This window comes from Streptomyces sp. NPDC047061 (genome assembly GCF_040643955.1).
In the GTDB taxonomy this organism is placed as follows: Bacteria; Actinomycetota; Actinomycetes; order Streptomycetales; family Streptomycetaceae; genus Streptomyces.
Window position 1 is genome coordinate 516532 of record NZ_JBEYVI010000001.1, and the last position, 20302, is coordinate 536833.

General features: G+C 70.5%; 18 protein-coding genes and 2 pseudogenes. 10 read left to right on the plus strand and 10 right to left on the minus strand.

The genetic code is table 11. The features are described from left to right. Positions 1-26: 26 nt before the first annotated feature. The 3 genes from ABZ887_RS02435 to ABZ887_RS02445 form a co-directional block, all read right to left on the minus strand. The gene (locus tag ABZ887_RS02435; protein WP_361282028.1) at positions 27-1394 is read right to left on the minus strand and encodes an MFS transporter; all 1368 of its coding nucleotides are present in this window, start codon (positions 1392-1394) and stop codon (positions 27-29) included. Between the two features lie 245 nt (positions 1395-1639). Further along, on the minus strand, positions 1640-1882 hold the full coding sequence (locus tag ABZ887_RS02440) for a hypothetical protein (protein WP_361282030.1): 243 nt from the start codon (positions 1880-1882) through the stop codon (positions 1640-1642). 208 nt (positions 1883-2090) lie between these two features. Continuing rightward, on the minus strand, positions 2091-4811 hold the full coding sequence (locus ABZ887_RS02445; protein ID WP_361282032.1) for a SpoIIE family protein phosphatase: 2721 nt from the start codon (positions 4809-4811) through the stop codon (positions 2091-2093). 201 nt (positions 4812-5012) lie between these two features. Here ABZ887_RS02445 and ABZ887_RS02450 point away from each other — a divergent pair, with 201 nt between their 5' ends. Both ABZ887_RS02450 and ABZ887_RS02455 read left to right on the plus strand, forming a co-directional pair. Continuing rightward, a complete protein-coding gene (locus tag ABZ887_RS02450; protein ID WP_361282034.1) occupies positions 5013-6134 on the plus strand; it encodes a PP2C family protein-serine/threonine phosphatase in 1122 nt (373 codons plus the stop codon). 610 nt (positions 6135-6744) lie between these two features. Then, entirely contained in the window at positions 6745-8625 is a 1881-nt protein-coding gene (locus tag ABZ887_RS02455; protein WP_361282036.1) for a DUF4157 domain-containing protein, read from the plus strand. On the opposite strand, the gene ABZ887_RS02460 is transcribed toward ABZ887_RS02455, so the two are convergent. From ABZ887_RS02460 to ABZ887_RS02470, 3 genes and pseudogenes are all read right to left on the minus strand, one after another. Beyond that, on the minus strand, positions 8603-9061 hold the full coding sequence (locus ABZ887_RS02460) for a hypothetical protein (protein ID WP_361282038.1): 459 nt from the start codon (positions 9059-9061) through the stop codon (positions 8603-8605). The two genes, ABZ887_RS02455 and ABZ887_RS02460, sit on opposite strands and share 23 nt — an antisense overlap. A gap of 70 nt (positions 9062-9131) precedes the next feature. Then, positions 9132-9734, minus strand: a complete 603-nt coding sequence (locus ABZ887_RS02465) for a transposase (RefSeq protein WP_361282040.1) — start codon at positions 9732-9734, stop codon at positions 9132-9134. Positions 9735-10041: 307 nt separating this feature from the next. After that, positions 10042-10305 (minus strand): annotated as a pseudogene (locus ABZ887_RS02470) (transposase); the annotation flags it as partial. Here ABZ887_RS02470 and ABZ887_RS02475 point away from each other — a divergent pair. The 3 genes from ABZ887_RS02475 to ABZ887_RS02485 all read left to right on the plus strand — a co-directional run bounded on the left by ABZ887_RS02475 (position 10213) and on the right by ABZ887_RS02485 (position 12848). Then, complete coding sequence (locus ABZ887_RS02475; protein ID WP_361282436.1) at positions 10213-10572, plus strand: TetR-like C-terminal domain-containing protein; 360 nt, start codon at positions 10213-10215, stop codon at positions 10570-10572. The pseudogene ABZ887_RS02470 and the gene ABZ887_RS02475 overlap by 93 nt on opposite strands. Positions 10573-10633: 61 nt before the next feature. Beyond that, the gene (locus ABZ887_RS02480; protein ID WP_361282042.1) at positions 10634-11392 is read left to right on the plus strand and encodes an IclR family transcriptional regulator C-terminal domain-containing protein; all 759 of its coding nucleotides are present in this window, start codon (positions 10634-10636) and stop codon (positions 11390-11392) included. Between the two features lie 97 nt (positions 11393-11489). Further along, positions 11490-12848 (plus strand): PP2C family protein-serine/threonine phosphatase, encoded by a 1359-nt coding sequence (locus tag ABZ887_RS02485; protein WP_361282044.1) that lies wholly within the window; start codon positions 11490-11492, stop codon positions 12846-12848. Between the two features lie 104 nt (positions 12849-12952). On the opposite strand, the gene ABZ887_RS02490 is transcribed toward ABZ887_RS02485, so the two are convergent. Beyond that, complete coding sequence (locus ABZ887_RS02490) at positions 12953-13378, minus strand: ATP-binding protein (RefSeq protein ID WP_361282046.1); 426 nt, start codon at positions 13376-13378, stop codon at positions 12953-12955. 200 nt (positions 13379-13578) lie between these two features. Here ABZ887_RS02490 and ABZ887_RS02495 point away from each other — a divergent pair, with 200 nt between their 5' ends. Next, complete coding sequence (locus ABZ887_RS02495; RefSeq protein ID WP_361282048.1) at positions 13579-14346, plus strand: IclR family transcriptional regulator; 768 nt, start codon at positions 13579-13581, stop codon at positions 14344-14346. Positions 14347-14398: 52 nt separating this feature from the next. Then, entirely contained in the window at positions 14399-15919 is a 1521-nt protein-coding gene (glpK, locus tag ABZ887_RS02500; protein ID WP_361282050.1) for a glycerol kinase GlpK, read from the plus strand. Between the two features lie 79 nt (positions 15920-15998). Here the strand turns inward: glpK and ABZ887_RS02505 are convergent, their stop codons facing one another. Both ABZ887_RS02505 and ABZ887_RS02510 read right to left on the minus strand, forming a co-directional pair. Then, positions 15999-16715 (minus strand): NAD(P)-binding domain-containing protein, encoded by a 717-nt coding sequence (locus ABZ887_RS02505; protein ID WP_361282052.1) that lies wholly within the window; start codon positions 16713-16715, stop codon positions 15999-16001. Between the two features lie 19 nt (positions 16716-16734). Then, positions 16735-17802, minus strand: a complete 1068-nt coding sequence (locus tag ABZ887_RS02510) for an LLM class flavin-dependent oxidoreductase (protein ID WP_361282054.1) — start codon at positions 17800-17802, stop codon at positions 16735-16737. A gap of 81 nt (positions 17803-17883) precedes the next feature. On the opposite strand from ABZ887_RS02510, the gene ABZ887_RS02515 reads away from it, so the two are divergent. Further along, complete coding sequence (locus ABZ887_RS02515) at positions 17884-18354, plus strand: MarR family transcriptional regulator (protein WP_361282056.1); 471 nt, start codon at positions 17884-17886, stop codon at positions 18352-18354. A 95-nt stretch (positions 18355-18449) separates the two neighbouring features. On the opposite strand, the gene ABZ887_RS02520 is transcribed toward ABZ887_RS02515, so the two are convergent. Continuing rightward, a complete protein-coding gene (locus ABZ887_RS02520; protein WP_361282058.1) occupies positions 18450-19370 on the minus strand; it encodes a LysR family transcriptional regulator in 921 nt (306 codons plus the stop codon). 143 nt (positions 19371-19513) lie between these two features. Here ABZ887_RS02520 and ABZ887_RS02525 point away from each other — a divergent pair, with 143 nt between their 5' ends. Together ABZ887_RS02525 and ABZ887_RS02530 are read left to right on the plus strand one after the other, a co-directional pair. Further along, positions 19514-19591 carry a putative leader peptide gene (locus tag ABZ887_RS02525; RefSeq protein ID WP_350786652.1) on the plus strand — a complete coding sequence of 26 codons (78 nt, stop codon included), beginning with the start codon at positions 19514-19516 and terminating at the stop codon, positions 19589-19591. Positions 19592-19746: 155 nt separating this feature from the next. Next, positions 19747-20295, plus strand: a pseudogene (locus ABZ887_RS02530) (LLM class flavin-dependent oxidoreductase); the annotation flags it as partial. Positions 20296-20302 lie beyond the last annotated feature (7 nt).

Below are 20302 nucleotides of genomic sequence, written 5' to 3' on the forward strand. Positions count from 1 at the left end.
ACGGCCGGGGGACCAGCGGCGCGGGCTCAGCGGGCGGATACGTCCTCGGCACGTGGCGTGACGCTCGCGGTGCCGTCGTCGGCCAGGTCGCGCCGCCGGGTCTCCTTCGCCACGCCCACCGCGACCACGGTGAGCAGGGACGCCGCGATCACGTACAGGGCGATCGGCGTCGAACTGCCGTAGTCGGCCAACAGCGCGGTGGCGATCAGCGGGGCGGGCGCACCGGCGGCGACGGAGGCGAACTGGGCGCCGACGGAGGCGCCGGAGTAGCGCATCCGGGTCGCGAACATCTCGGTGAAGAAGGCGGCCTGGGGCGCGTACATGGCGCCGTGCAGCACCAGTCCGACGGTCACCGCCAGCACCAGGTAACCGAATCGGCCAGTGTCGGCGAGCGCGAAGAACGGGAACATCCACAGCCCGATCCCGGCCGCGCCCAGCAGGTAGACGGGGCGCCGCCCGACCCGGTCCGAGAGCGCGCCCCACGCCGGGATGACGGCGAAGTGCACGGCGGAGCCGATGAGCACGGCGTTCAGGGCGGTCTGTCGGGAGACGCCGGCGGAGGTGGTGGCATAGACGAGGACGAAGGCCGTGATGACGTAGTAGCTGATGTTCTCCGCCATCCGCGCGCCCATCGCGACGAGCACGTCACGCCAGTGGTGCCGCAACACGGCGACCAGCGGCGGCTGTTCCGCCGTCCCGGCACTCCGCCGGGCCTCGGACCGTGCCAGCGCCGCCCGGAAGACGGGGGATTCGTCGACGGAGAGCCGGATCCACAGACCGACGGCGACCAGCACACCGGAGAGCAGGAACGGGATCCGCCAGCCCCAGCTCACGAAGGCGCCGTCCGGCAGGACGGAGGTGAGCAGCGACAGCACGCCGGTCGCCAGCAACTGGCCCGCCGGGGCCCCGGTCTGCGGCCACGACGCCCAGAAGCCGCGCCGGCGCGCGTCCCCGTGCTCCGAGACGAGCAGGACGGCTCCGCCCCACTCACCGCCCAGCGCGAACCCCTGGACCAGCCTCAGGAGCGTCAGCAGGACGGGCGCCGCGCCGCCGACCGTCGCATGCGTCGGCAGCAGCCCGATCGCGAACGTCGCCCCGCCCATCAGCAGCAGACTCAGCACGAGCAGCCGTTTGCGCCCGAGCCGGTCCCCGTAGTGCCCGAACACCAGGGCCCCGAGCGGCCGGGCGGCGAACCCGACGGCGTACGTCAGGAACGACAGCAGCGTGCCGACGAGCGGGTCGGAGTCCGGGAAGAACAGCTTGTTGAAGACGAGGGCGGCCGCGGAGCCGTAGAGGAAGAAGTCGTACCACTCGATGGTGGTGCCGATGAGGCCGGCGGCGACGATGCGGGGGAGGTTCGAGGGAGCGGGCGGGGCGCTTGCTGGTGACGACATCGGCACCACTTCCTTGCGTTCGGCGGGGACGATTGCGTGTCGCCATACGGTAGGAACGCGCAGGTCAGAGGCGTATGTGGTGGGACACCATATTTTTTGGTGCAGGAGTGCGTGCGTCAACCATGGAGGTGGCGTCGGGCCTCCACGGTGGCCTCAACGAGGGCGCGAAGGGCATCGTCCCGCTTTGTCCTAATCCGGCATTATTTGGAGACGCCGTGCTGACTCCCGTGCTGACTTGGTGCTGACTACGCAGCGTAGAAAGCCGAAATGGTCTGCGGATCAATCGTCGTAGCGCCGGGTTGGACTGCGGCGTACGCAGCTCTCCGGCTGCAGTTCAGGCGAAGCCAGGTGTTGGAAGCGGCTGCCTTGCCCCGGTGAATGTCGCGATGCGGGTCGGCGTGCCAGTGGCCGTCGCGCGGCGAACGGTCATGCTTCGCCAGCTGAATATCGAAGTCGACCACCAGCAGCCGACCGTGTACTCCGCCCACGGCCAACCCTCCCCCGCCTCATCCCTTGGCATAGTCCGGCATGCATTGTGCAGGCATCAGCGCGACTCCGGGGTCATTCCGCACAGGCGGGTTCACCAGCCGGATGCGTCCTCTGCTGCGCAAGGAGCAGTTCTCGATCTGATCGACCCTTGACCGTAGAAGCCGACCGTTGACGGAATCCGGCCGGCCGCTGCCCGCACCTGGCGGCCTATCGGTCGGTTTCCGCTGCGGTTGCCACCGGGACCGGCTCCTGGATGATCTCGGGCAGGGCCTGCTCGGTCCAGATGACCTTGCCCTGGGGGGTGTAGCGGGTGCCCCAGCGCTCTGCCATCTGGGAGACCAGGAACAGGCCCCGGCCGCCCTCGTCCGTCGTCGCGGCGTAGCGCAGGTGGGGCGAGGTGCTGCTGCCGTCGGAGACCTCGCAGGTCAGTGTTCGGTCGCGGATCAACCGTACGTGGATGGGCTCGGCGCCGTAGCGGATGGCGTTGGTGATGAGTTCGCTGAGGATGAGTTCCATGGTGAAGCCGAGTTCGGACAGGCCCCACGCCTCCAGCTTGTCGGCCACCGCGTCGCGCATTCCCGCGACCGCCGCCGGGTCCGGCCGGACGTCCCAGTCGGCGATCCGGTCGGCAGACAGCTGCCGCGTACGGGCGACGAGCAGCGCGACGTCGTCCTTCGGGCGCTCGGGGAGCAGGCTGTCCAGCACGAACTTGCAGGTCTCCTCCGGCGGGCGATGGGGGTGGCCGGTCAGCGCGTCACGCAGCAGTTCCATGCCGACGTCCAGGTCACGCCTGCGGTCCTCGATGAGGCCGTCGGTGTAGAGGACGAGCTGGGTGCCCTCCTCCAGGCACAGCTCCGCGGTCTGGAACGGCATGCCACCGACGCCGAGGGGCGGACCGGCCGGCACGTCGGGAAAGGTGACGGTTCCGTCGGGCCGGACCAGCGCGGGCGCCAGATGCCCGGCACGCGCCATGACGTAGCGGCGCGTCACCGGGTCGTAGATCCCGTAAAGGCAGGTCGCGCCCACGACGCCCGCGGAACTCGCCGCCGCCTCGTTCTGGTCGATACGGCCGACCAGGTCGTCCAGATGGCCCAGCAACTCGTCCGGCGGCAGATCCAGCGCGGAGAAGTTGTGCACCGCGGTCCGCAGCCGGCCCATCGTGGCGGCCGCGTGGACACCGTGGCCGACCACGTCGCCGACGGCCAGTGCCACCCGGCTCCCCGGCAGCGGAATCACGTCGAACCAGTCCCCGCCCACGCCCGACTGGGCGGGCAGGTACCGGTAGGCGATGTCCAGGGCGTTCTGCTCGGGCATCGCCTGCGGCAGCAGGCTGCGCTGGAGGGTGACCGCCATCGCGTGCTCACGGGTGTAGCGGCGAGCGTTGTCGATGCTTATCGCGGCACGGGCCACCAGCTCCTCCGCCAGCGACAGGTCCTCCTCGTCGAAGCACTCGTGACGGTGGCCGCGCCAGAAGTTGGCCATGCCCAGCACGACGCCCCGCGCCTGGACGGGGGCGGTGATCAGGGAATGGATGCCGTATTCGATGATCGCCTTGGCGCGCTCGGGGTCCTGCAAGCGCCAGGACGTGGCGCTCGGCAGGTCGCTCACCAGCTCGGAACGTCCACTGCCGTACCCGCGTGCCTGGGGCGTGGCCGGTTGATAGGCGAACAGTCGGCCCTGTTCGAAGAGCGGATGATCGTCCCGGATGCCGCACACGGCCGCGCGTCGCATGTCCGCCCCTGTGGGGGACGGCTCCTCGCCGTGCAGCACGGCGTCGGCCAGATCGACGGTGACGAAGTCCGCGAACCGGGGGATGGGGACGCACGCCAACTCGTCGGCGGTGCGCAGCACGTCCAGGGTGGTGCCGACGCGCAGTCCGGCGTCGTACAGCAGCCTCAGCCGCTCCCGTGCGACCTCCGCCCTGCCGGTCACCGCTTGGAGCTCGGTGGAGTCGCGCAGCGTCACCACCGTTCCCTTGGGGCCGCCGTCACGATCTGTGGACCGCTGGTTGACCGCGAGCAGTCGCTCTCCGGAGAGGTGCACCTCGTCAGTGGCCTCCCGCCCGGAGACGAGCAGCTCCGTCGTCCCGGGATCGAGGCCCGGCAGCTCCGGCACGAGGCGTCCCTCGGCGTCGGGCGGCAGATCCAGCAGTCGCCTGGCCTCGTCGTTCGCCAGCATCAGCTGCCCGTCCGGGGACACGATCAGCACACCTTCTCGAACGGAGTGCAGGACCGTGTCGTGGTGCTGGTACATCAAGGTCATCTCGTCCGGGGCGAGGCTGTGTGTCTGCCGTCGCAGGCGCCGGCCCACCAGTGCCGTCACTCCGGTGGACAGCGCGAGGGCCGCGGCCCCGGCGCCCAGGATGATCGGCAGCTGCCGGTCCACCTGGCTCTCGACCTTCTTGACCTTCATCCCGGCCGAGACGAGTGCCACCACCTTGTCGTCGGTGTCCTTGATCGGGACCGTGGCCTGCACCTCACGGCCGAGTGGGCCGTTGACGCTCTCCACGTAGACCTTCCCCTCCAGCGACGGCCCGATCTCGCCGACGAACCGCTTCCCGATCCGGTCCGGCAAGGGGTGCGTGTACCGGATGCCCTCGGTGTTCATGACCACGATGAAGTCGACGCCGGCACCACGGCGAGCCGCCTCCGTGAGCGGTTGGAGGATCTTGCTCGGGTCCGGGGTCGCCAGGGCCGCCAGGACACCTGGTGAGTGCGCGAAAGTCTGGGCCACGGCAGTGGAGCGGTGCCTGGCCTCGGCGCTGGTGTCCCGCTCCGACTGGAGGACGAGGGCAATGACGGCGCATGTCACCAGCAGCACCACCAGAGCCACCTGGAAGACCAGCACCTGCCCGGCCACGCTTCGGGTGCTCGTGTTGAACAACCGTTCGACGGATAGGTGCCGAAAACGGGCGAATCGATTCGCCATGCGACCTTTCTAGCATCGGTGATCCCGAGAGGCCAGGGCCCATTTACCGGATCCTTGTCTGGCTGACCTCGGACATCTGTGCCGCCATGCCTGTCTGGCAACGGATCTTGGGGCTCGGCGGTCCGCCCTGGACGCCCGACCGGGGCCACGATTTCTCTGCGCTTGATGGACACTTAGGTCGATATGATGCATTTTGTGATCATGTCTGCACGGCACAGGCGCCGTCGCCCCGCCTACAGCGGCCGATGGGAAGCCGCCCGGCTGTCACCCGTGATCCTGGCCGTCCTCATCATCGGCCTGGCGTTCTCCACTCCCAGGGATATCGCCATCAGCCGGTTGTTGCCGGCCGCGCCCGCCCTGGCCGCCGCGATGTGGCCCGTGTTTCCCACGGTCATGCTGGGGGCGTTCTGCTTTCTCGCCATGATCATCCTCAGCTTCTTCTACACCGACCTGGGGACGCAGTACACGGCGGCCGCGATCATCGCCGTCACCCTCGCGGCCGCCTACGGGAGCCATGTCCGACTCCAGCGGGAAGACATCCTCTTCCAGGTCCGACTGGTCGCCGACGCGGCCCAGAAGGTGCTGCTGCGCCCGCTGCCGCGCCGTATCGACGACGTCGAGATCGAGTCGCTGTATCTCGCGGCCCAGGAGCAGGCCAGGATCGGCGGCGACTTCTACGAGGTGATCGGCACACCGCACGGGATCAGGCTGCTCATAGGCGATGTACGGGGCAAGGGTCTGTCCGCCGTGGGGGCGGCGTCGGCGGTGATCAGCTGCTTCAGAGAGGCCGCGTACGACGAGCCCGACCTCAGAGCGATCATCCATCGCCTGGAGACCGCCATCACCCGCCACAGCGCAGCGTTTCCCGCCCATGACCAGCCCGAGCACTTCGCCACCGCTCTCCTCGCCGAGATCCCGCACGGCGGCGGCCGCGTACACATTCTCAATTGCGGGCACCCGCCGCCACTGATCGCGCACGGCGGGAAGGTCCGGGTCCTGGAACCCACCGTCGCCTCCGCGCCCCTCAACCTCGCGGCGCTCATCGGCGACCGCTACTGGGTCGACGTCGTCGCCTTCGCCCCGGGGGACCGATTGCTGCTCTATACGGACGGCGTGTCGGAGACCCGGAACCACGACGGCCAGTTCTTCCCGCTGGCGGAATGGATGCGGCAGCAGGACCTGGAGAAGCCCCGCGAGCTGCTCGACCAGCTGCACGGAGACCTGCTCCAGCACGGCGGCGGACGGCTCGACGACGACATCGCGGCGCTCGCGCTGAGGTGCGCCGGCGCGCCGGAACGGGGAGCCGTGGGCGTGGAAGGCTGAGAACGGGCGGCCCCCCGAATTCCCAACCCCACGGCCGGCCGGGCGGATAGGGTCCGGCTGTGCGTTGATCTTACGTACGGCCGCGTTGTGCCGCCGCAGACGGTGCAGGGTGCGTCCCGAGGGCGCCCGCTCTTTTTGCCCTTGGCCTCGGCGGCCCGCAGTCCGTCGTAGGCCCCGGAGTCCTAGCCCGGACACCAGGGAACAAGTAACCCGCCGGTGGCTTTCAGGGTGCATTGATCACGGATCGGCGGTGGTGTGCGGCCTCGGTACTGGGTCCAGCGGTTTTCGGCGAGACCGATCATGGTCTGGGCGGCACGAGTGTGCTGGTCCGGTTCTCGTACTCGCGCCGGGCGAGCTGACCGTGCCGGACTGACTGCGCGGCGGGGCGAACTCCTGGCCGCCTACGGGGAGAATGACGATCAAGAGGCCGTTGACACCATCGATCCAACTTCGCCCCGCCAGGCATTTTCCGTACCGCGAAGCCGCGCCCGCAACCCGTTCGGGGCTCGTCGGCGACGGAGCCGGTCATACCGCGCCGAGCGACTTTAGGCTGACCGCCCATGAGGAGACGCGCCACGGCGGAGCGACTCCGTGGGCAAAAGGGGGAACGATGACGGGATTCGCGTTGCCGGCCGGCTTACGGGCGGAACTGGAAGCCGCGTTCGGGACTGGGCTGGCATATGTGCGGGTGCATCTGCACGCAACGGCTCCCCACTGCGGGGCGGTGGCCTGGGCCGTCGGGGACGACATTCACCTGACGCCCGGTGCCTGGCAGCCCGGCTCCTCCTGGAGCCGGCAGGTGCTGGGGCACGAGGTGGCGCACGTGGTACAGCAACGAGCAGGCCGGGTCGCGCCCGGAAGCGACCGCGCGGCACTGGAGGCAGAGGCCCACACGGCGGGATGGCGCTTCGCCAGGGGACTGCCCGTACGACTGCCCGACGGTCCCGGCGGCCCACGGGCACTGCCGACGCCCGCGGTCCAGGCATGGAACCAGGTGACGCCGGGCCAGCGGGCTGCCGCGGGCGTGGTCGTGGGCGCCACCGTATGGTCGGCCCCGACGGCCGCGCAGGACGCCTTCATCGGCCAGAACAACGTCTCCTACGCCGTGGTCCCCGCCCCCGCCGACCCGCCGGTGTCGTTCCTCAACCCGGCCGGACAGCTCCGTCTGGTCTCGGCCGACCCGGCAGGCGTCACCTTGCGGGTGTCGGCGAACGGCCGACTGGCCATCGAGGACTGCCAGCTCACAGCCCGACAGCCGAAGGTCTTCTACGCCACCCAGGCACTCATCGACGAGAGCAACGCCTGGCGGCGTGCGTTGGCGGATGCCGTCGAACTGGTGCCGGACTCAGCGCTCGAGAACCAGACCATCACCGTGAACGGACACGTCCTGCGCAGGGTGACCGTCCGCCACCAAGGCTGGGGCGGGCGCGGAATCGCCGCGATAGGTGCCCAGAACTGCAACGACATCGTCAGCGGTGCCCTGGGCGCCGGCGAGATCCAGATCGCCGCGCCCGACGGCATCGGCGCGCTGCCCCCACAGCTGCCGGAATTCGAGATCGCCCGCTTCCTCGTCAACCCGGCCCCACCAGCGGTCACCGGAGCCCCGCTCAGCATCCAACAGGCCGACTCCGCACGGGTCATCGCCACGGCATACGGCACCGCACTGCGCACCGACACCTGGCGGGTGATCGGGGGCCAACCGGCGAACCGCCACTTCGGAGTGAACCAGTACGTACAGCCGGACGTCGGCGAGGCGTTCATGACCGTCTCTCTGCAGGACATACCGCCCGGAGGTGATCTGGGGAGCGCACTGCTCAGCACCGACCACAGCCGGCCCGGAGCCCCCGTCCTGGACCTGACCTCCTTCTGGAGCGCCCACTACGCCGGCGTGGTGATACGGGACGGCAACGACGTGATCACGCTGGAGAACTACGCCCGCAACAGGGAGGGCGCGCCCAGCGACGCCGCCCGCGCCCGGATCGGTCACTACTTCCAGATGTACGACACCGATGCCGCGGCCCCACTCGGCCACACCTTCCACGGCTCCTGGACCTCGGCCGCGGTCCGCCCCGTCGTCCCCGCCCTCGCGGGCGACGCGGAGAAGGCGGCGGGCACCACGCACAGGCCGGTGCCCAACGGCGTGAAGTCCTTCACCAACCCGCTGACCGTACGCACGAACCTGACCGGCATCGGCTACTACGTCCAACTGCCCGGCCGCCTCGCGGACCGGACCGACGACGAGCTGCGCACCGCGTACACGGCGGCGGGCGCCGGAGCGATCAGCCCGCTCACCCAGCTCAGGACCCTGGGCCGGGGCAGCCTCTACGCCCGCCGGCTGGAAGCGCTGGGCAAGCCGGTACCGGTGGGTGACATCGACCCCTGGATGAAGCTGCTCAGCATGATGAACGATCCGAACTACGGCACGGACCGCCGACTGCGCGGCTTCGTCAGCCACACCCTGGCAGCGTTCACGGCTCTGCCCACCAAGTAGCCGGGGTGCCATGACCGGAGTACGTCCTGTCGCCGCGGACCTGGTCCGGCCCGCGGCGCCGGATGCGCAGGCCGTCCAGCGGCTCTGCCAAGACGGTCGGCGCGTTGTCGACCATCGGCGGGGCAGTGGCGCCGGTCGCTTCCGGAGTTGCCTCGGCCGCGTCGTGTTCCAGGACGGCACGGCTCTCGGCGATCGGCTCCACGGTGAGCAGGGTTCGAGGGCGGTAGCGGGCGTCGAGGTAAGCGGCGGCCAGACCGGTGTTGCCGCCTAGGTCGACGATGGTGTCGAGTGTGTCGATGTTCTGGTCGAGGTGATAGGCGGTGTCCGGTTCGTAGAAGCGGCGCAGGAAGATCTGCCACACGATCAGCAGGTCGGACTGGCTCTTGCGGACGCAGACCCGGAATGGACGGTGTGGCGTGGCAAACGTGAAGCGCACCAGGGTGGCATCGTTCAGAGGCCGGGGGCCGGCGGCTCTGGCACAGATCTTGGACAGCGGTCGCGAAGCGTCACTGAAGCAGGATCATCTTGTGAAGGAGTTCGAATCCGGCCCGGCTGTACAGCTGCCTTTTGATCTTCTTCACCCTGTTTACGGCGCCCTCGGTGCCGCCGGAGCTCCAGCGGACGGTGAGCCCAGCGGTCACGGCTGCCAGGTCGGTGGTGAGTCCGTGGGCGAAGCCGGTGATCCCGGGCAGTTGTGCGGTGCGGGCGGTGTTGATCCAGTCCGGCAGGTCGGCGCCGGTGCGCAGGGCGAGCATCCGGGCGAAGTCCCGTACGAGGTCGTGGGCCTGGTCCAGCTCGGGGCAGGTGACGAGGACTGCCTTGAACTGGGTGGTCTCGTCTTCGGTGAGGGTGTCGGGGTGGCGGGTGATCCAGCCGACGACGGCACGTACGGAGGGTGCTGTGGCGGCTCGTGCGGGAGCGTCGGGCCACTGAAGGCGGCTGCGGGCCCAGTCCCGCAGGCTGGTGTAGGGCACCTGGTGGCCGCGGTCGGCGAGTTCTGCGCGCAGTTCCTTGATGGTTATCGCGCCGCCGGCCTCGTCGATGCGTCGTTGCAGGTGGGCCTGGTGGATGTCGAGGTGGCTGGCGCGGGTTCGGCGCCCGGTGACCATGTCCTGCCAGCGGGTGGCGCGCGTACCGTTGGACGGTGTGCCGTCCCCAGCCCAGGTGGCGGGCGATCGCCCGCGGGTCCGTCCCTTCGCTCATGAGGCCGTGGACCAGGGCGTGATGGGCCCGCATCCGCTCGGCTCGGCGTCCGGTCGGCAGTGCAGTGACGGGCATCTCGGCTTCGCCGTCGGCGGCCTCACGGGCCGAAGGTGGGACGGCGACGCGCAGGCAGTCGCGGTACGCCGCGACGTACTCTTCGACGGCCTGGCCGAGGTTCTGAAGCAAATGAAAGCGGTCCGCGACTTGCAGCGCATCCGGGGCACCGAGAACCGCGCCTTCGGCATACGCTCCCGCGCGGTCACGGCAGATCACTTCCACTCCTGGATGCGCCCTCAGCCAGGACGCCAGCGGCGCCGCCGCACGGCCGGGCAGGACGTCGATGGGGTGGTGGCCTTCGCCGTCCGTGATCACGGTGGCGTACGTGTGGCCGCGGCGGGTGGCGAAGTCATCGACCCCGAGGACCCGCGGCGTGCTGCCGCCTCGCTGCCCGCACTCGCCGCCGGTCTGCTTCCCCACCCCGAACTCATGACCCGGTTCCGCGAAGCCTTCCTGTTCCGCAAGCGCGAGAACATCGCCGTCGCGCTGCGCCGCGCCATGGCGCGGGGTGATCTGCCCGACGACCTCGACACGGACCTGGTCCAGGACATCTGGGCGGGCACCATCCTCTACCGGCGGCTCATGACCGGCTCCCCCCTCGACGCGGGCCTCGCGGAACACCTCGTCCGCCTCGTCACCGACGCGCCGGGGCGGCGAAGCGGCGGGGACGGCCGCCGGGACGCCTGAGCCGGTGTCCGCGAGAACCCCGCGTCTTGCCCGTACCGGGTGGCGGGCGCACGCTGGTGGCATGAGCGTTCATGAGAGCCCCACGCTCATCATGTCCGTGCAGCGTGCCTTCCGGCTGCTGGAGGCGGTGAGCGCGCACGAGAACGGCGCGCCCGCGAAACAGCTGGCACGCGAGACGGGGCTGCCGCTGGCCACCGCCTACCACCTGCTGCGGACCATGGTCCACGACGGGTACCTGCGGAAGCTGGTCGACGGCGGCTTCGTTCTCGGCGACAAGCTGGAGACGCTGCACACCGCGGGGCACACCCAGGCGTTGCTCACCCGGGTCCGGCCGACGCTCGCCGCGCTCCGTGACGAGCTGGTCACCGCCACCTACCTGACGTTCTACGAGGAGGGCGAGATCAGCGTCGCCGAGATCGTCGACGGGCCCCGTGCGCCCCGGGTCGACCTCTGGGTGGGATTCGAGGACGCGGGGCACGCCACCGCCCTCGGCAAGTCCGTACTGCGCGAACTGGACGAGGAGTCCCGCCGTGACTACCTCTCCCGGCACGACCTCGCCGACCTGACGCCCCGGACCATCACCACCCTCCCGGAGCTGCTCCGGAACCTCGACGCCTCGCCCCTGGCCCCGGCCGTCACGGATCTCGAGGAGTACTCCCTCGGTACCGTGTGCGTCGCGGTGCCCATCTACCGGGGCGACGTCCTCGGCTCGCTCGGCGTCTCCCTCCCGGCGGAGCGGCTCTCCCGGCTCCCGGAGGTCCGGGCCCGGCTGATCCCGGTCGCGGACCGGGTGACCAGGGGCCTGTCGCTCACTATCTGAAATCCCGCTCCTTGTGGCTTGTAGGCCGAACCTCTTTCCTGGATGAAACGGATAAGTCGGGCTTAAGGCTCGTACGGGTGAGGATTGCGGAAGAGACATGAGGCAGGCGCGAGACCATGGTGGCAACCACTGGCCGTTGCGGCCGCTCCGGAAGCCGGTGACCGGTTTCGGGGCGCCGGTCCCCAGGCGCGCCGCCGCACAGCTGGCCGCCGGCATGCCCGTGGTCCCGGTTCTGATCGTCTCCGGCATCGCGCTCGTCGACGTCTTCGCCGGATCGGGGATGTTCTGGCTGCCGCTGCTGGCTGCCGGGCCGGCGCTGGCCGCCAGCACCAACGGTCCCCGAGGCGTGCTGTTCGTGGGACTCCTCGCCGCGGTGCTGGGCGCGACCCTGGGGGTCAGCGAGGCCGGTCCGGGGCATGAACTGGCGGCCGTGCTCGCGGCACTGCTCGCCGTCACCCTGGCGAGCGCCCTGGCCAGCGCCCTGCGCGGTCGCCGGGAACGCGTGCTCGCCGCCGTCCGCTCGGTCGCGGAGGCCGCCCAGCACGCCGTTCTCAAGCCCATCCCGGAGACCGTCGGCCCGTTCCGGGTCGCGGTCCGCTACAGCGCGGCGGCGGCGGAGGCCCGTATCGGCGGTGACCTCTACGCCCTGGTGCAGACCCCGCACGGGGTGCGGCTGATCGTCGGCGACGTACGCGGCAAGGGGCTGCCCGCCGTGGAGATCGCCGCGCTCGTCCTCGGTGTCTTTCGCGAGGCCGCCTACGACGAGCCCGATCTGCTCGCCGTCGTCGGCAGGATCGAGCGGAGCCTGGCCCGCAACCTCGGGCCCGACGACTTCGTCACCGCGGTGGTCGTCGGACACCCGCGCGCCGGGGAGCTCGAGATGGTGAACTGCGGACACGCCTCGCCCCTGCTCATACCCGCGTCGGGAGGCGTCGTCGCGGTCGAGGCCGGCCGCCCGGCTCCGCCCCTCGGCCTGCTCGCCCTGGGCGGCGAGCCCCCCTGCCTGGAGATCCTGCCGTTCTCCGACGGAGATCAGCTGCTGCTCTACACCGACGGGGTCATCGAGGCCCGTGACCGCGCCCGCGAGTTCTACCCGCTGGCCGAAAGGGTCGCCCGTCATGTGTCCGGCGAGCCGGAGCACATCCTCTCCGCGGTCCATGACGAACTGCTGGCGCACGTGGGCGGCCGGCTGCACGACGACGCGGCACTGCTCCTGCTCCAGATGCAGGCCGTGGGCGAACCGGTTTCGTCCGCATCGGAGGCGCAGGGGACGACCGTCCCGGAACCGGCATCGGAAGCCGGACCCGGACCCGGATGTGGACCGGAGGAGTACGACGGCCGCGGGCCCGTCACCGTGGTGTCCTGCAGCCGGTCCGCGACCGTGGGGTCGGACGGTGGAAGGCGCTGGTCGGCGCAGCGGACGGGCGCGGTGTTCTCGTCGGGACCCGGTCGCTGACCGGAAGGGAGCCCTCGTCGGCGGGACCGGAAGGAAACCTTGTCGACGGGACCGGAAGGGAAACCTTGTCGACGGGAAGGGAGCCGAGAGCGGCCCCCGGGTGGTCACACGGCGACGAGATCCGCCCACCGGGTGACCGCGCCGGGATGCACATGGATGCCGTAGCGAGTGGCCAGCGCGTGCACGATCCCCTCACCCCGGCCGTGCTCGTCCGGGTCGATCCCCGCGGGCGGCTCTCCCGCCGTACGCGCGGGACCCGAGTCGGTGACCTCGATGCGCAGGGTGCCGAGTCCGGCGTCCCGCATCCACGAAAGCCGCAGCACCGCCGGGGGCAGGGCATGCACGATCGCGTTGGTGAGCAGTTCCGACACCACCAGCAGCGCGTCCTCGACGACGTCCGGGGACACCTTCCAGGCGGCCAGGACCGCGGCCGCCCGTCGACGCACGTCCGGGACGGCACCGGCGACGGGCGGCATCGGGAAGACGTATTCGCTTGCCCCCCGCACCCGCGTGTTGAGCTGTACCGCCATCTCGTGTCTCCAGGGGTGAGGGCCACCGGCCCCGACTCACGAGCCTCGGCACTTTGCCGGGCTTGTTAGCACGCTAAGGAGCCGGGCCGGGTCGGTCAATGAACGTGGGTCGGCATTACCGAACGGGGGCTTCCCGCTCCGGCGCCGAGGCGCCCTCCGCACGTACGGCAGACCTTCCGAGACGGTAATAGGCTCGATTCATGACCGGTCCGGTCCAGTCCATCGAACGGGCGGCCGCGATCCTGCGCCTGCTCGCCGGAGGGCCCCGCCGACTCGGGCTCGGAGAGGTGGCGGCCTCCCTCGGGCTGGCCAAGGGCACCGCCCACGGCATTCTGCGCACGCTCCAGCACGTGGATTTCGTGGAGCAGGACGCGGCGACCGGGAAGTACCAGCTCGGAGCCGCCCTGCTGCATCTGGGCACGAGCTATCTCGACGTCAACGAGCTGCGGTCCCGGTCCATCAACTGGGCCGACGCCCTGGCCGCCCGCAGCGGCGAGGCGGTGCGCCTGGGCACCCCCCTGGAAGGCATGGTCCTGGTCGTCCACCATGTGTTCCGGCCGGACGACACGCTCCAGACCCTGGACGTGGGCTCGCTGCTGCCGCTGCACGCCTCCTCGTTGGGCAAGGTGCTGCTGGCGTACGGCACCGCGCCCCTCGAGTCCGCCCTGGACTCGGGCCTGGAGGCGTACACCAGGCACACCCTGGTCACCCGGGAGCAGCTCACCCGGGCGCTCGCCGAGGTCCGGGAGGTGGGCTGGGCCGCCGAGATACAGGAAATGAGCATGGGCGAGGCCGGGCTCGCCGTGCCGATCCGCGGGCACGGCGGCCTGGTCGTCGGTGCCATCGGACTGTCCGGCCCGGTCGAGCGGGTCTGTGACAGCCAGGGCCACCCCCGGCCCACCCTGATCACGCTGATCCGGGAGGCCGCACGGGCGATCTCCAGAGACCTGGGCGCCGCCCGCTGGTAGACCCCCTGGCTCCCGCGCTCACTCCGCGACCCATCGGAAGGCGGACCCGATCATGGTGGAACGGTATGTGATGTCCATCGATCAGGGCACCAATTCCACACGATGCATCCTGTTCGACCGGGGCGGTCGGCTGGTCTCCGTCGCGCAGCGCGAGCACCAGCAGCACTTCCCCAGGCCCGGCTGGGTCGAGCACGACGCCGTCGAGATATGGCAGAACCTGCGACGGGTGGTGTCCGAGGCCCTGTCCGGAGCCGGCACGGCCGTCGACGTGGCGCAGGTCGCCGCCATCGGCCTGGCCAACCAGCGGGAGACGACGGTGCTCTGGGACCGCCGTACCGGCACCCCGCTGGGCCGGGCGCTCGTCTGGCAGGACACGCGTACGGCGTCGCTGGTCGAGGAGCTGAGGGAACGGCCCGGAGAGGAGTTCTTCCTCGACCGGTGCGGGCTGCCGCCCTCCACCTACTTCTCGGCGCTGCGGCTCCGCTGGCTGTTCGACCACGTCAAGGGCCTGGAACAGCGGGCGAAGGACGGCGAGGTGCTGTTCGGCACGATGGAGAGCTGGCTGATCTGGAACCTCACCGGGGGAGCCGACGGCGGTCTGCACATGACCGACGCCACCAACGCCAGCCGCACCATGCTGATGAACATCCGCACCCTCACCTGGGACGAGGAACTCCTGGCGTTCTTCGGCGTCCCCCGGCCGATGCTGCCCGAGATCCGGTCCAACGCGGAGAGGTACGGAGACGCCCGCTCGCTGCTGCCCGGCGTGCCCATCACCGCCGCACTCGGCGACCAGCAGGCGGCGCTCTTCGGCCAGACCTGCTTCTCCCCGGGCGAGGCCAAGTGCACCTACGGCACGGGCAGCTTTCTGCTGCTCAACACCGGCAACGACGTCATCCGGTCCCGGCACGGACTGCTGACCACGGTCGCCTACAAGATCGGGGACCGGGCACCCGCCTACGCCCTGGAGGGGTCGATAGCCGTCACCGGCGCACTGGTCCAGTGGTTCCGCGACCGACTGGGACTGATCAACAGCGCGCCGGAGATCGAGACACTCGCGCGGACCGTCGACGACAACGGCGGCTGCTACATCGTCCCCGCCTTCTCCGGCCTGTTCGCCCCCCGCTGGCGCAGCGACGCACGCGGCGTCATCGTCGGCCTCACCTCCTACATCACCAGCGGGCACCTGGCCCGGGCCGTCCTGGAGGCCACGGGCTGGCAGACACGTGAGGTCGTCGACGCCATGAACGCCGACTCCTCGGTGCCGCTGAAGGAGCTGAAGGTGGACGGCGGCATGACGGCGGACAACCTCCTCATGCAGTTCGTCGCCGATGTCCTCGACGTGCCCGTCGTCCGGCCCATGGTCTCCGAGACGGTCTCCCTGGGGGCGGGGTACGCCGCCGGGCTCGCCGCAGGGTACTGGCCGGACCTCGAGGTCCTGCGCCGCAACTGGCACCCGGCCGCCCGATGGCTGCCGGCGATGGACCCCGGCCATCGGGAGGCGGAGTACGACAACTGGCAACGGGCCGTCGAACGGTCGCTGGGCTGGATAAGACGGCCCGGCTCTCCCTGAGCACCGGCCGCGGTGGGGCGAGGCGGACGAACCGTGCCCGCACCGCACGATCGGGACGGCCGGTGCCCGGTACGGGTGTTCAGACGGCGGGTTCGGCCGGTGCCGTGGCGGCCGCCCGGGCGGCGACGACGGCGCGTCCGCGGTCGGAGTCCGGGAAACGGTCCAGCATGGCCCGCAGTTCCCCGGCGTCGACGTTCGCGCCGAACGGCTCGGTGCCCGGTTCCAGCCGGACCCCTTCGGCGAGCGGGCCGGCCACGACGGGGTCGAAGCCGAGCGTGTCGACGAGGTGTGCGACCGCCGCGAGGCCGTCCGGATCGTCGCCGGCGATCGCGATCGCCCTGCGTCCCGGCGTCCCCGCGGGCCGCGCCCCGTCCTCCAGGTCGTGGTAGCCCATGTGGTTGAACGCCTTGATCACCCGCGCTCCGGGCAGGTACGCCTGCACGGTCTGGCTGGAGGAGGTCAGCGGGTCGGTGAGGTCCTCGCGGTCGCCGTCCACCTCCCACCAGTAGTTCATCGCGTCGACGACGAGCCTGCCCCGCAGCGCTTCGGCGGGAATGCCCCGGTACTTGCCGAGCGGCAGCGCCAGGACGACCACGTCCGCCTCCGCCGCGGCCTGCGCGGCGGCGACCGGGACGGCGCCGGGGGTGAGCACCTCGACGGTGAGGGCGATCCCGGCGGGGTCGCCGGATCCGGCGATGAGCACGCGGTAGCCGGCGGCCACCGCGAGCCGTGCCAGCACGGTGCCCACCTTCCCCGCCCCCAGGATGCCGACGGTGCGTACGCCGGTGGTCTCCATGCCTTCTCCGTTCACGGCGTCAGCCCGCGAGGAGGTCGCGGACCATCGGGACCACCTTGCTGCCGTAGAGCTCCACGGCGCGCAGGCGGGCGCTGACCGGCTGGGCCCCACTGGTGTAGATGAGGTCGAACCGGCCGACGCCGAGCGCCTCGATGGCGCGGGCCATCTTGCGGGCCACCGTCTCGGGAGAGCCGATGTAGAGGGAGCCGTGCTCGATCTCGGCCCGGTACTCCTCCTTGCGGACCGGCGGCCAGCCCCGCAGCGCGCCGATGCGGTCACGGATGACCCGGTAGTGCGGCCAGTGCAGTTCGCGGGCCTCCTCGTCGGTGTCGGCGATGAAGCCCGGCGAGTGCATGCCGACCGGGTGCGCGGTGGTGCCGAACTGGTCGGCGGCGCGCCGGTAGAGGTCGATGTACGGCGCGAAGCGCTCCGGGTTGCCGCCGATGATGGCGATCATGAGCGGGAAGCCGTAGCGGGCGGTGCGGATGACCGACTGGGGTGTGCCGCCGACGCCGACCCAGGTGGTCAGGTGTCCCGACTCGGTCTTCGGGAAGACGTCGGCGGCTTCGAGAGGTGCCCGCTTGGTGCCGCTCCAGGTGACGGGCTTCTCCTCCAGCAGCTTGGCGAACAGCTCGATCTTCTCTTCGAACAGCACGTCGTAGTCGCTCAGGTCGTACCCGAAGAGCGGGAACGACTCGGTGAAGGAGCCGCGCCCGAGGATGACCTCGGCGCGGCCGTTCGAGAGCGCGTCCACGGTGGCGAAGCGCTGGAAGACGCGGACCGGGTCGTCGGAGCTCAGGACGGTCACGCCGGAGGCCAGCCGGATCCGCCGGGTGCGCGTGGCGATACCGGCGAGGACGGTCTCCGGGGTCGAGATCGCGAACTCCGGGCGGTGGTGCTCACCGAGGGCGATCACGTCGACGCCGGTCTCCTCCGCGAGCACGGCCTCGTCGAGGACCTGCCGGATGGCCCGCGCGTCGGACACCAGGGCTCCCGAATCGTCCTGCGGCACATCGCCGAAGGTGTCGAGGCCGAAGACGAGGTCGGGTACGGGGTCGGGTGCGGAATCGGACGCGGGGGCGGACATGACGGGACTCCTTCGAGTAGTTGACGTGTCAATCATTGCTCGCATATGATTGACGTGTCAACAAGAGGGAGTGGCTCCACGATGACGGCGCGACGGAAGGAATTCCCCACCGCTGAGGAACTGCGGATCTGGCGGGACTTCATCGAGACGACGGAGGCGCTCCGCGCCGAGCTCGCGTCACGACTGCAGCACGAGAGCTCCCTGTCGCCGGGCGACTACGCCGTGCTCCTCGCCCTGCGCGAGGCGGACGGACGGCGGCTGCGCTCCTCCGAACTGGCGGCCCGCGTCGGCTGGGAGCGCAGCAGGCTCTCGCACCAGATCGGCCGGATGGAACGGCGCGGGCTGCTCCGGCGCGAGGAGTGCGTCACCGACAGCCGGGGTGCCGAGGTGGTGCTCACCGCGGGAGGCGCGGAGGCGTTCCGGAACGCGTCCCTGCCCCATCTGCGCGCCGTACGGGAGCTGTTCGTGGCAGCCCTCACCCCGGACCAGCTCGCCGCGGCCGAGCAGATCACCACGGCGTTGCGGAACCATCTGACCGCGCTCGACAGCTGAGGCCCGCCAAGGGATCCGCTGGAATTGCCGCAATGCGGCGTCGTTCGTCCGGGGCGCCGTCGTGGCTGGTCGCGCCCACGCGGCGGAGCCGCATGTCAATACAGCCCCGCGCCGCTTCGGGGCGCTGCCGCCGCCCGCCGCACGAACGCCTCGTACAGGTCCTGCGCGGCCCGCGGCACCGAATCGGCCCGCCGGCGCTGGAGCATCGGCACCACCTCGGTGGCGTCCCCGGCCAGCGGCCGGCACACGATCGTCCCGGCGCGCTCCAGCGGGTCCCCGACCACGCTGAAGTCCGGCAGCACCGTCGCGCCCAGTCCCTCCGCGACCATCAGCTTGCCCATCTCGGCACCGTCCGTCGAGTACGGGAAGACGGGGGTGCGGTCCGCCAGCAGCCGGTGCACATAGCGGTGCATCACATAGCCGGTGCGCATGGCGATCAACGGCACCGTGAGCAGATCGTCGGCCGACACCTCGGCCCGCCCGGCGAGCGGACTGTCCGGCCGTACGCACACCACCGGCCGCCCGCGCAGCAGTTCGGTGGCCTCGAAACCGGCGGGCACGTCGTCGCCGTCCAGATGGTTCACCAGCCCCAGGTCGAAACCGCCCTCGGCGAGCCCCCGGTGGATCTCCGTCTGCTGCGCGCCCACCACCTCGACCTGGGTGACCGGATGCGTGGCCCGGAACTCCCGCAGCACCGGGATGAGCAGCGGCACGGTCGCCGCGTTGACCGTGCCGACGCGCACCATGCGGCTGATCCGGTGCTGCTCGCCCGCCGCGACCCGCAGCCGGTCCACCGCCTCCAGTACCTGGACGATGTGCGGCAGCAGCTCCTGCCCCGCCGCGCTCATCGTCGCGCCGGTGCGCTTGCGTTCCAGCAGGTCGACGCCCAGCTCCCGCTCCAGGTTCCGCACGGTCTCGCTCAACGCGGGCTGCGACAGGCGCAGTTCGTCGGCCGCCCGACGCAGCGAGCCGAGCCGGGTCACGGCCGCTATGTATTCCGGCTGTTCGGTCCGCACCCCGGCAGAATGCGCCGCCATTCGGGGCGCGTTCAAGGGTTTCCCTGTCACACGTTCGTGAAATTCAATGGTCCGCGATACGAGAACGGTCGGGTTTTCCTTGACGCCCGTCGGCGCCGACTGCGACCATCGACGGCATGAAGATGCGACTGGACCTCACGCGGCGACGCCACGTCGACCTCGCGCGCGTCTCCAGCGCCTCCTGTTGCGCCGCGGCCTGATCACCCCGCATCACCCGCCAAGATCCGCCGCGCTCTCCTTTCCTCTCCTCCTTCTCTTTCTTCCTTTTCCCGCCCGAATTCACCCTGCCCGCGCGTGCACCGCACCGGGCACCCTGAATTCCGGCGTGCCCGAAAACTCGCAACAGGAGTTCCGCATGCCCGCCGCGCCCGTGAAATTCGCCTACTGGGTCCCCAACGTCAGCGGAGGACTCGTCACCAGCAGGATCGAGCAACGCACCGACTGGGGATACGACTACAACCGCGAACTCGCCGTCCTCGCCGAGAACAACGGCTTCGAGTACGCGCTCAGCCAGGTCCGCTACATGGCCAGTTACGGCGCCGAGTACCAGCACGAGTCGACCAGCTTCAGCCTCGCCCTGCTGCTCGCCACCGAGCGCCTGAAGGTCATCGCCGCCGTCCACCCCGGCCTCTGGCACCCCGGTGTCCTCGCCAAACTCGGCGCCACCGCCGACCACCTCTCGAACGGCCGGTTCGCCGTGAACGTCGTCTCCGGCTGGTTCAAGGGGGAGTTCACCGCGCTCGGCGAGCCCTGGCTGGAGCACGACGAGCGGTACCGCCGCGCCGAGGAGTTCATCCGGGCACTGCGCCAGATCTGGACCGAGGACCACACCGAACTCGCCGGTGACTTCTACCGGTTGCGGGACTTCTCCCTCAAGCCCAAGCCGCTCAACACCCCCGAGCGAAGAGGCA

Excerpts from the sequence above, each read along its gene's own strand:
- ABZ887_RS02435 (WP_361282028.1), bottom strand. The coding sequence starts at position 1,394 with ATGTCGTCACCAGCAAGCGCCCCGCCCGCTCCCTCGAACCTCCCCCGC.
- ABZ887_RS02480 (WP_361282042.1), top strand. The coding sequence starts at position 10,634 with ATGAGCGTTCATGAGAGCCCCACGCTCATCATGTCCGTGCAGCGTGCC.
- ABZ887_RS02485 (WP_361282044.1), top strand. The coding sequence starts at position 11,490 with ATGAGGCAGGCGCGAGACCATGGTGGCAACCACTGGCCGTTGCGGCCG.
- ABZ887_RS02455 (WP_361282036.1), top strand. The coding sequence starts at position 6,745 with ATGACGGGATTCGCGTTGCCGGCCGGCTTACGGGCGGAACTGGAAGCC.
- ABZ887_RS02495 (WP_361282048.1), top strand. The coding sequence starts at position 13,579 with ATGACCGGTCCGGTCCAGTCCATCGAACGGGCGGCCGCGATCCTGCGC.
- ABZ887_RS02525 (WP_350786652.1), top strand. The coding sequence starts at position 19,514 with ATGCGACTGGACCTCACGCGGCGACGCCACGTCGACCTCGCGCGCGTC.
- ABZ887_RS02490 (WP_361282046.1), bottom strand. The coding sequence starts at position 13,378 with ATGGCGGTACAGCTCAACACGCGGGTGCGGGGGGCAAGCGAATACGTC.
- glpK (WP_361282050.1), top strand. The coding sequence starts at position 14,399 with ATGGTGGAACGGTATGTGATGTCCATCGATCAGGGCACCAATTCCACA.
- ABZ887_RS02450 (WP_361282034.1), top strand. The coding sequence starts at position 5,013 with ATGTCTGCACGGCACAGGCGCCGTCGCCCCGCCTACAGCGGCCGATGG.
- ABZ887_RS02505 (WP_361282052.1), bottom strand. The coding sequence starts at position 16,715 with ATGGAGACCACCGGCGTACGCACCGTCGGCATCCTGGGGGCGGGGAAG.
- ABZ887_RS02465 (WP_361282040.1), bottom strand. The coding sequence starts at position 9,734 with ATGGTCACCGGGCGCCGAACCCGCGCCAGCCACCTCGACATCCACCAG.
- ABZ887_RS02515 (WP_361282056.1), top strand. The coding sequence starts at position 17,884 with ATGACGGCGCGACGGAAGGAATTCCCCACCGCTGAGGAACTGCGGATC.
- ABZ887_RS02445 (WP_361282032.1), bottom strand. The coding sequence starts at position 4,811 with ATGGCGAATCGATTCGCCCGTTTTCGGCACCTATCCGTCGAACGGTTG.
- ABZ887_RS02510 (WP_361282054.1), bottom strand. The coding sequence starts at position 17,802 with ATGTCCGCCCCCGCGTCCGATTCCGCACCCGACCCCGTACCCGACCTC.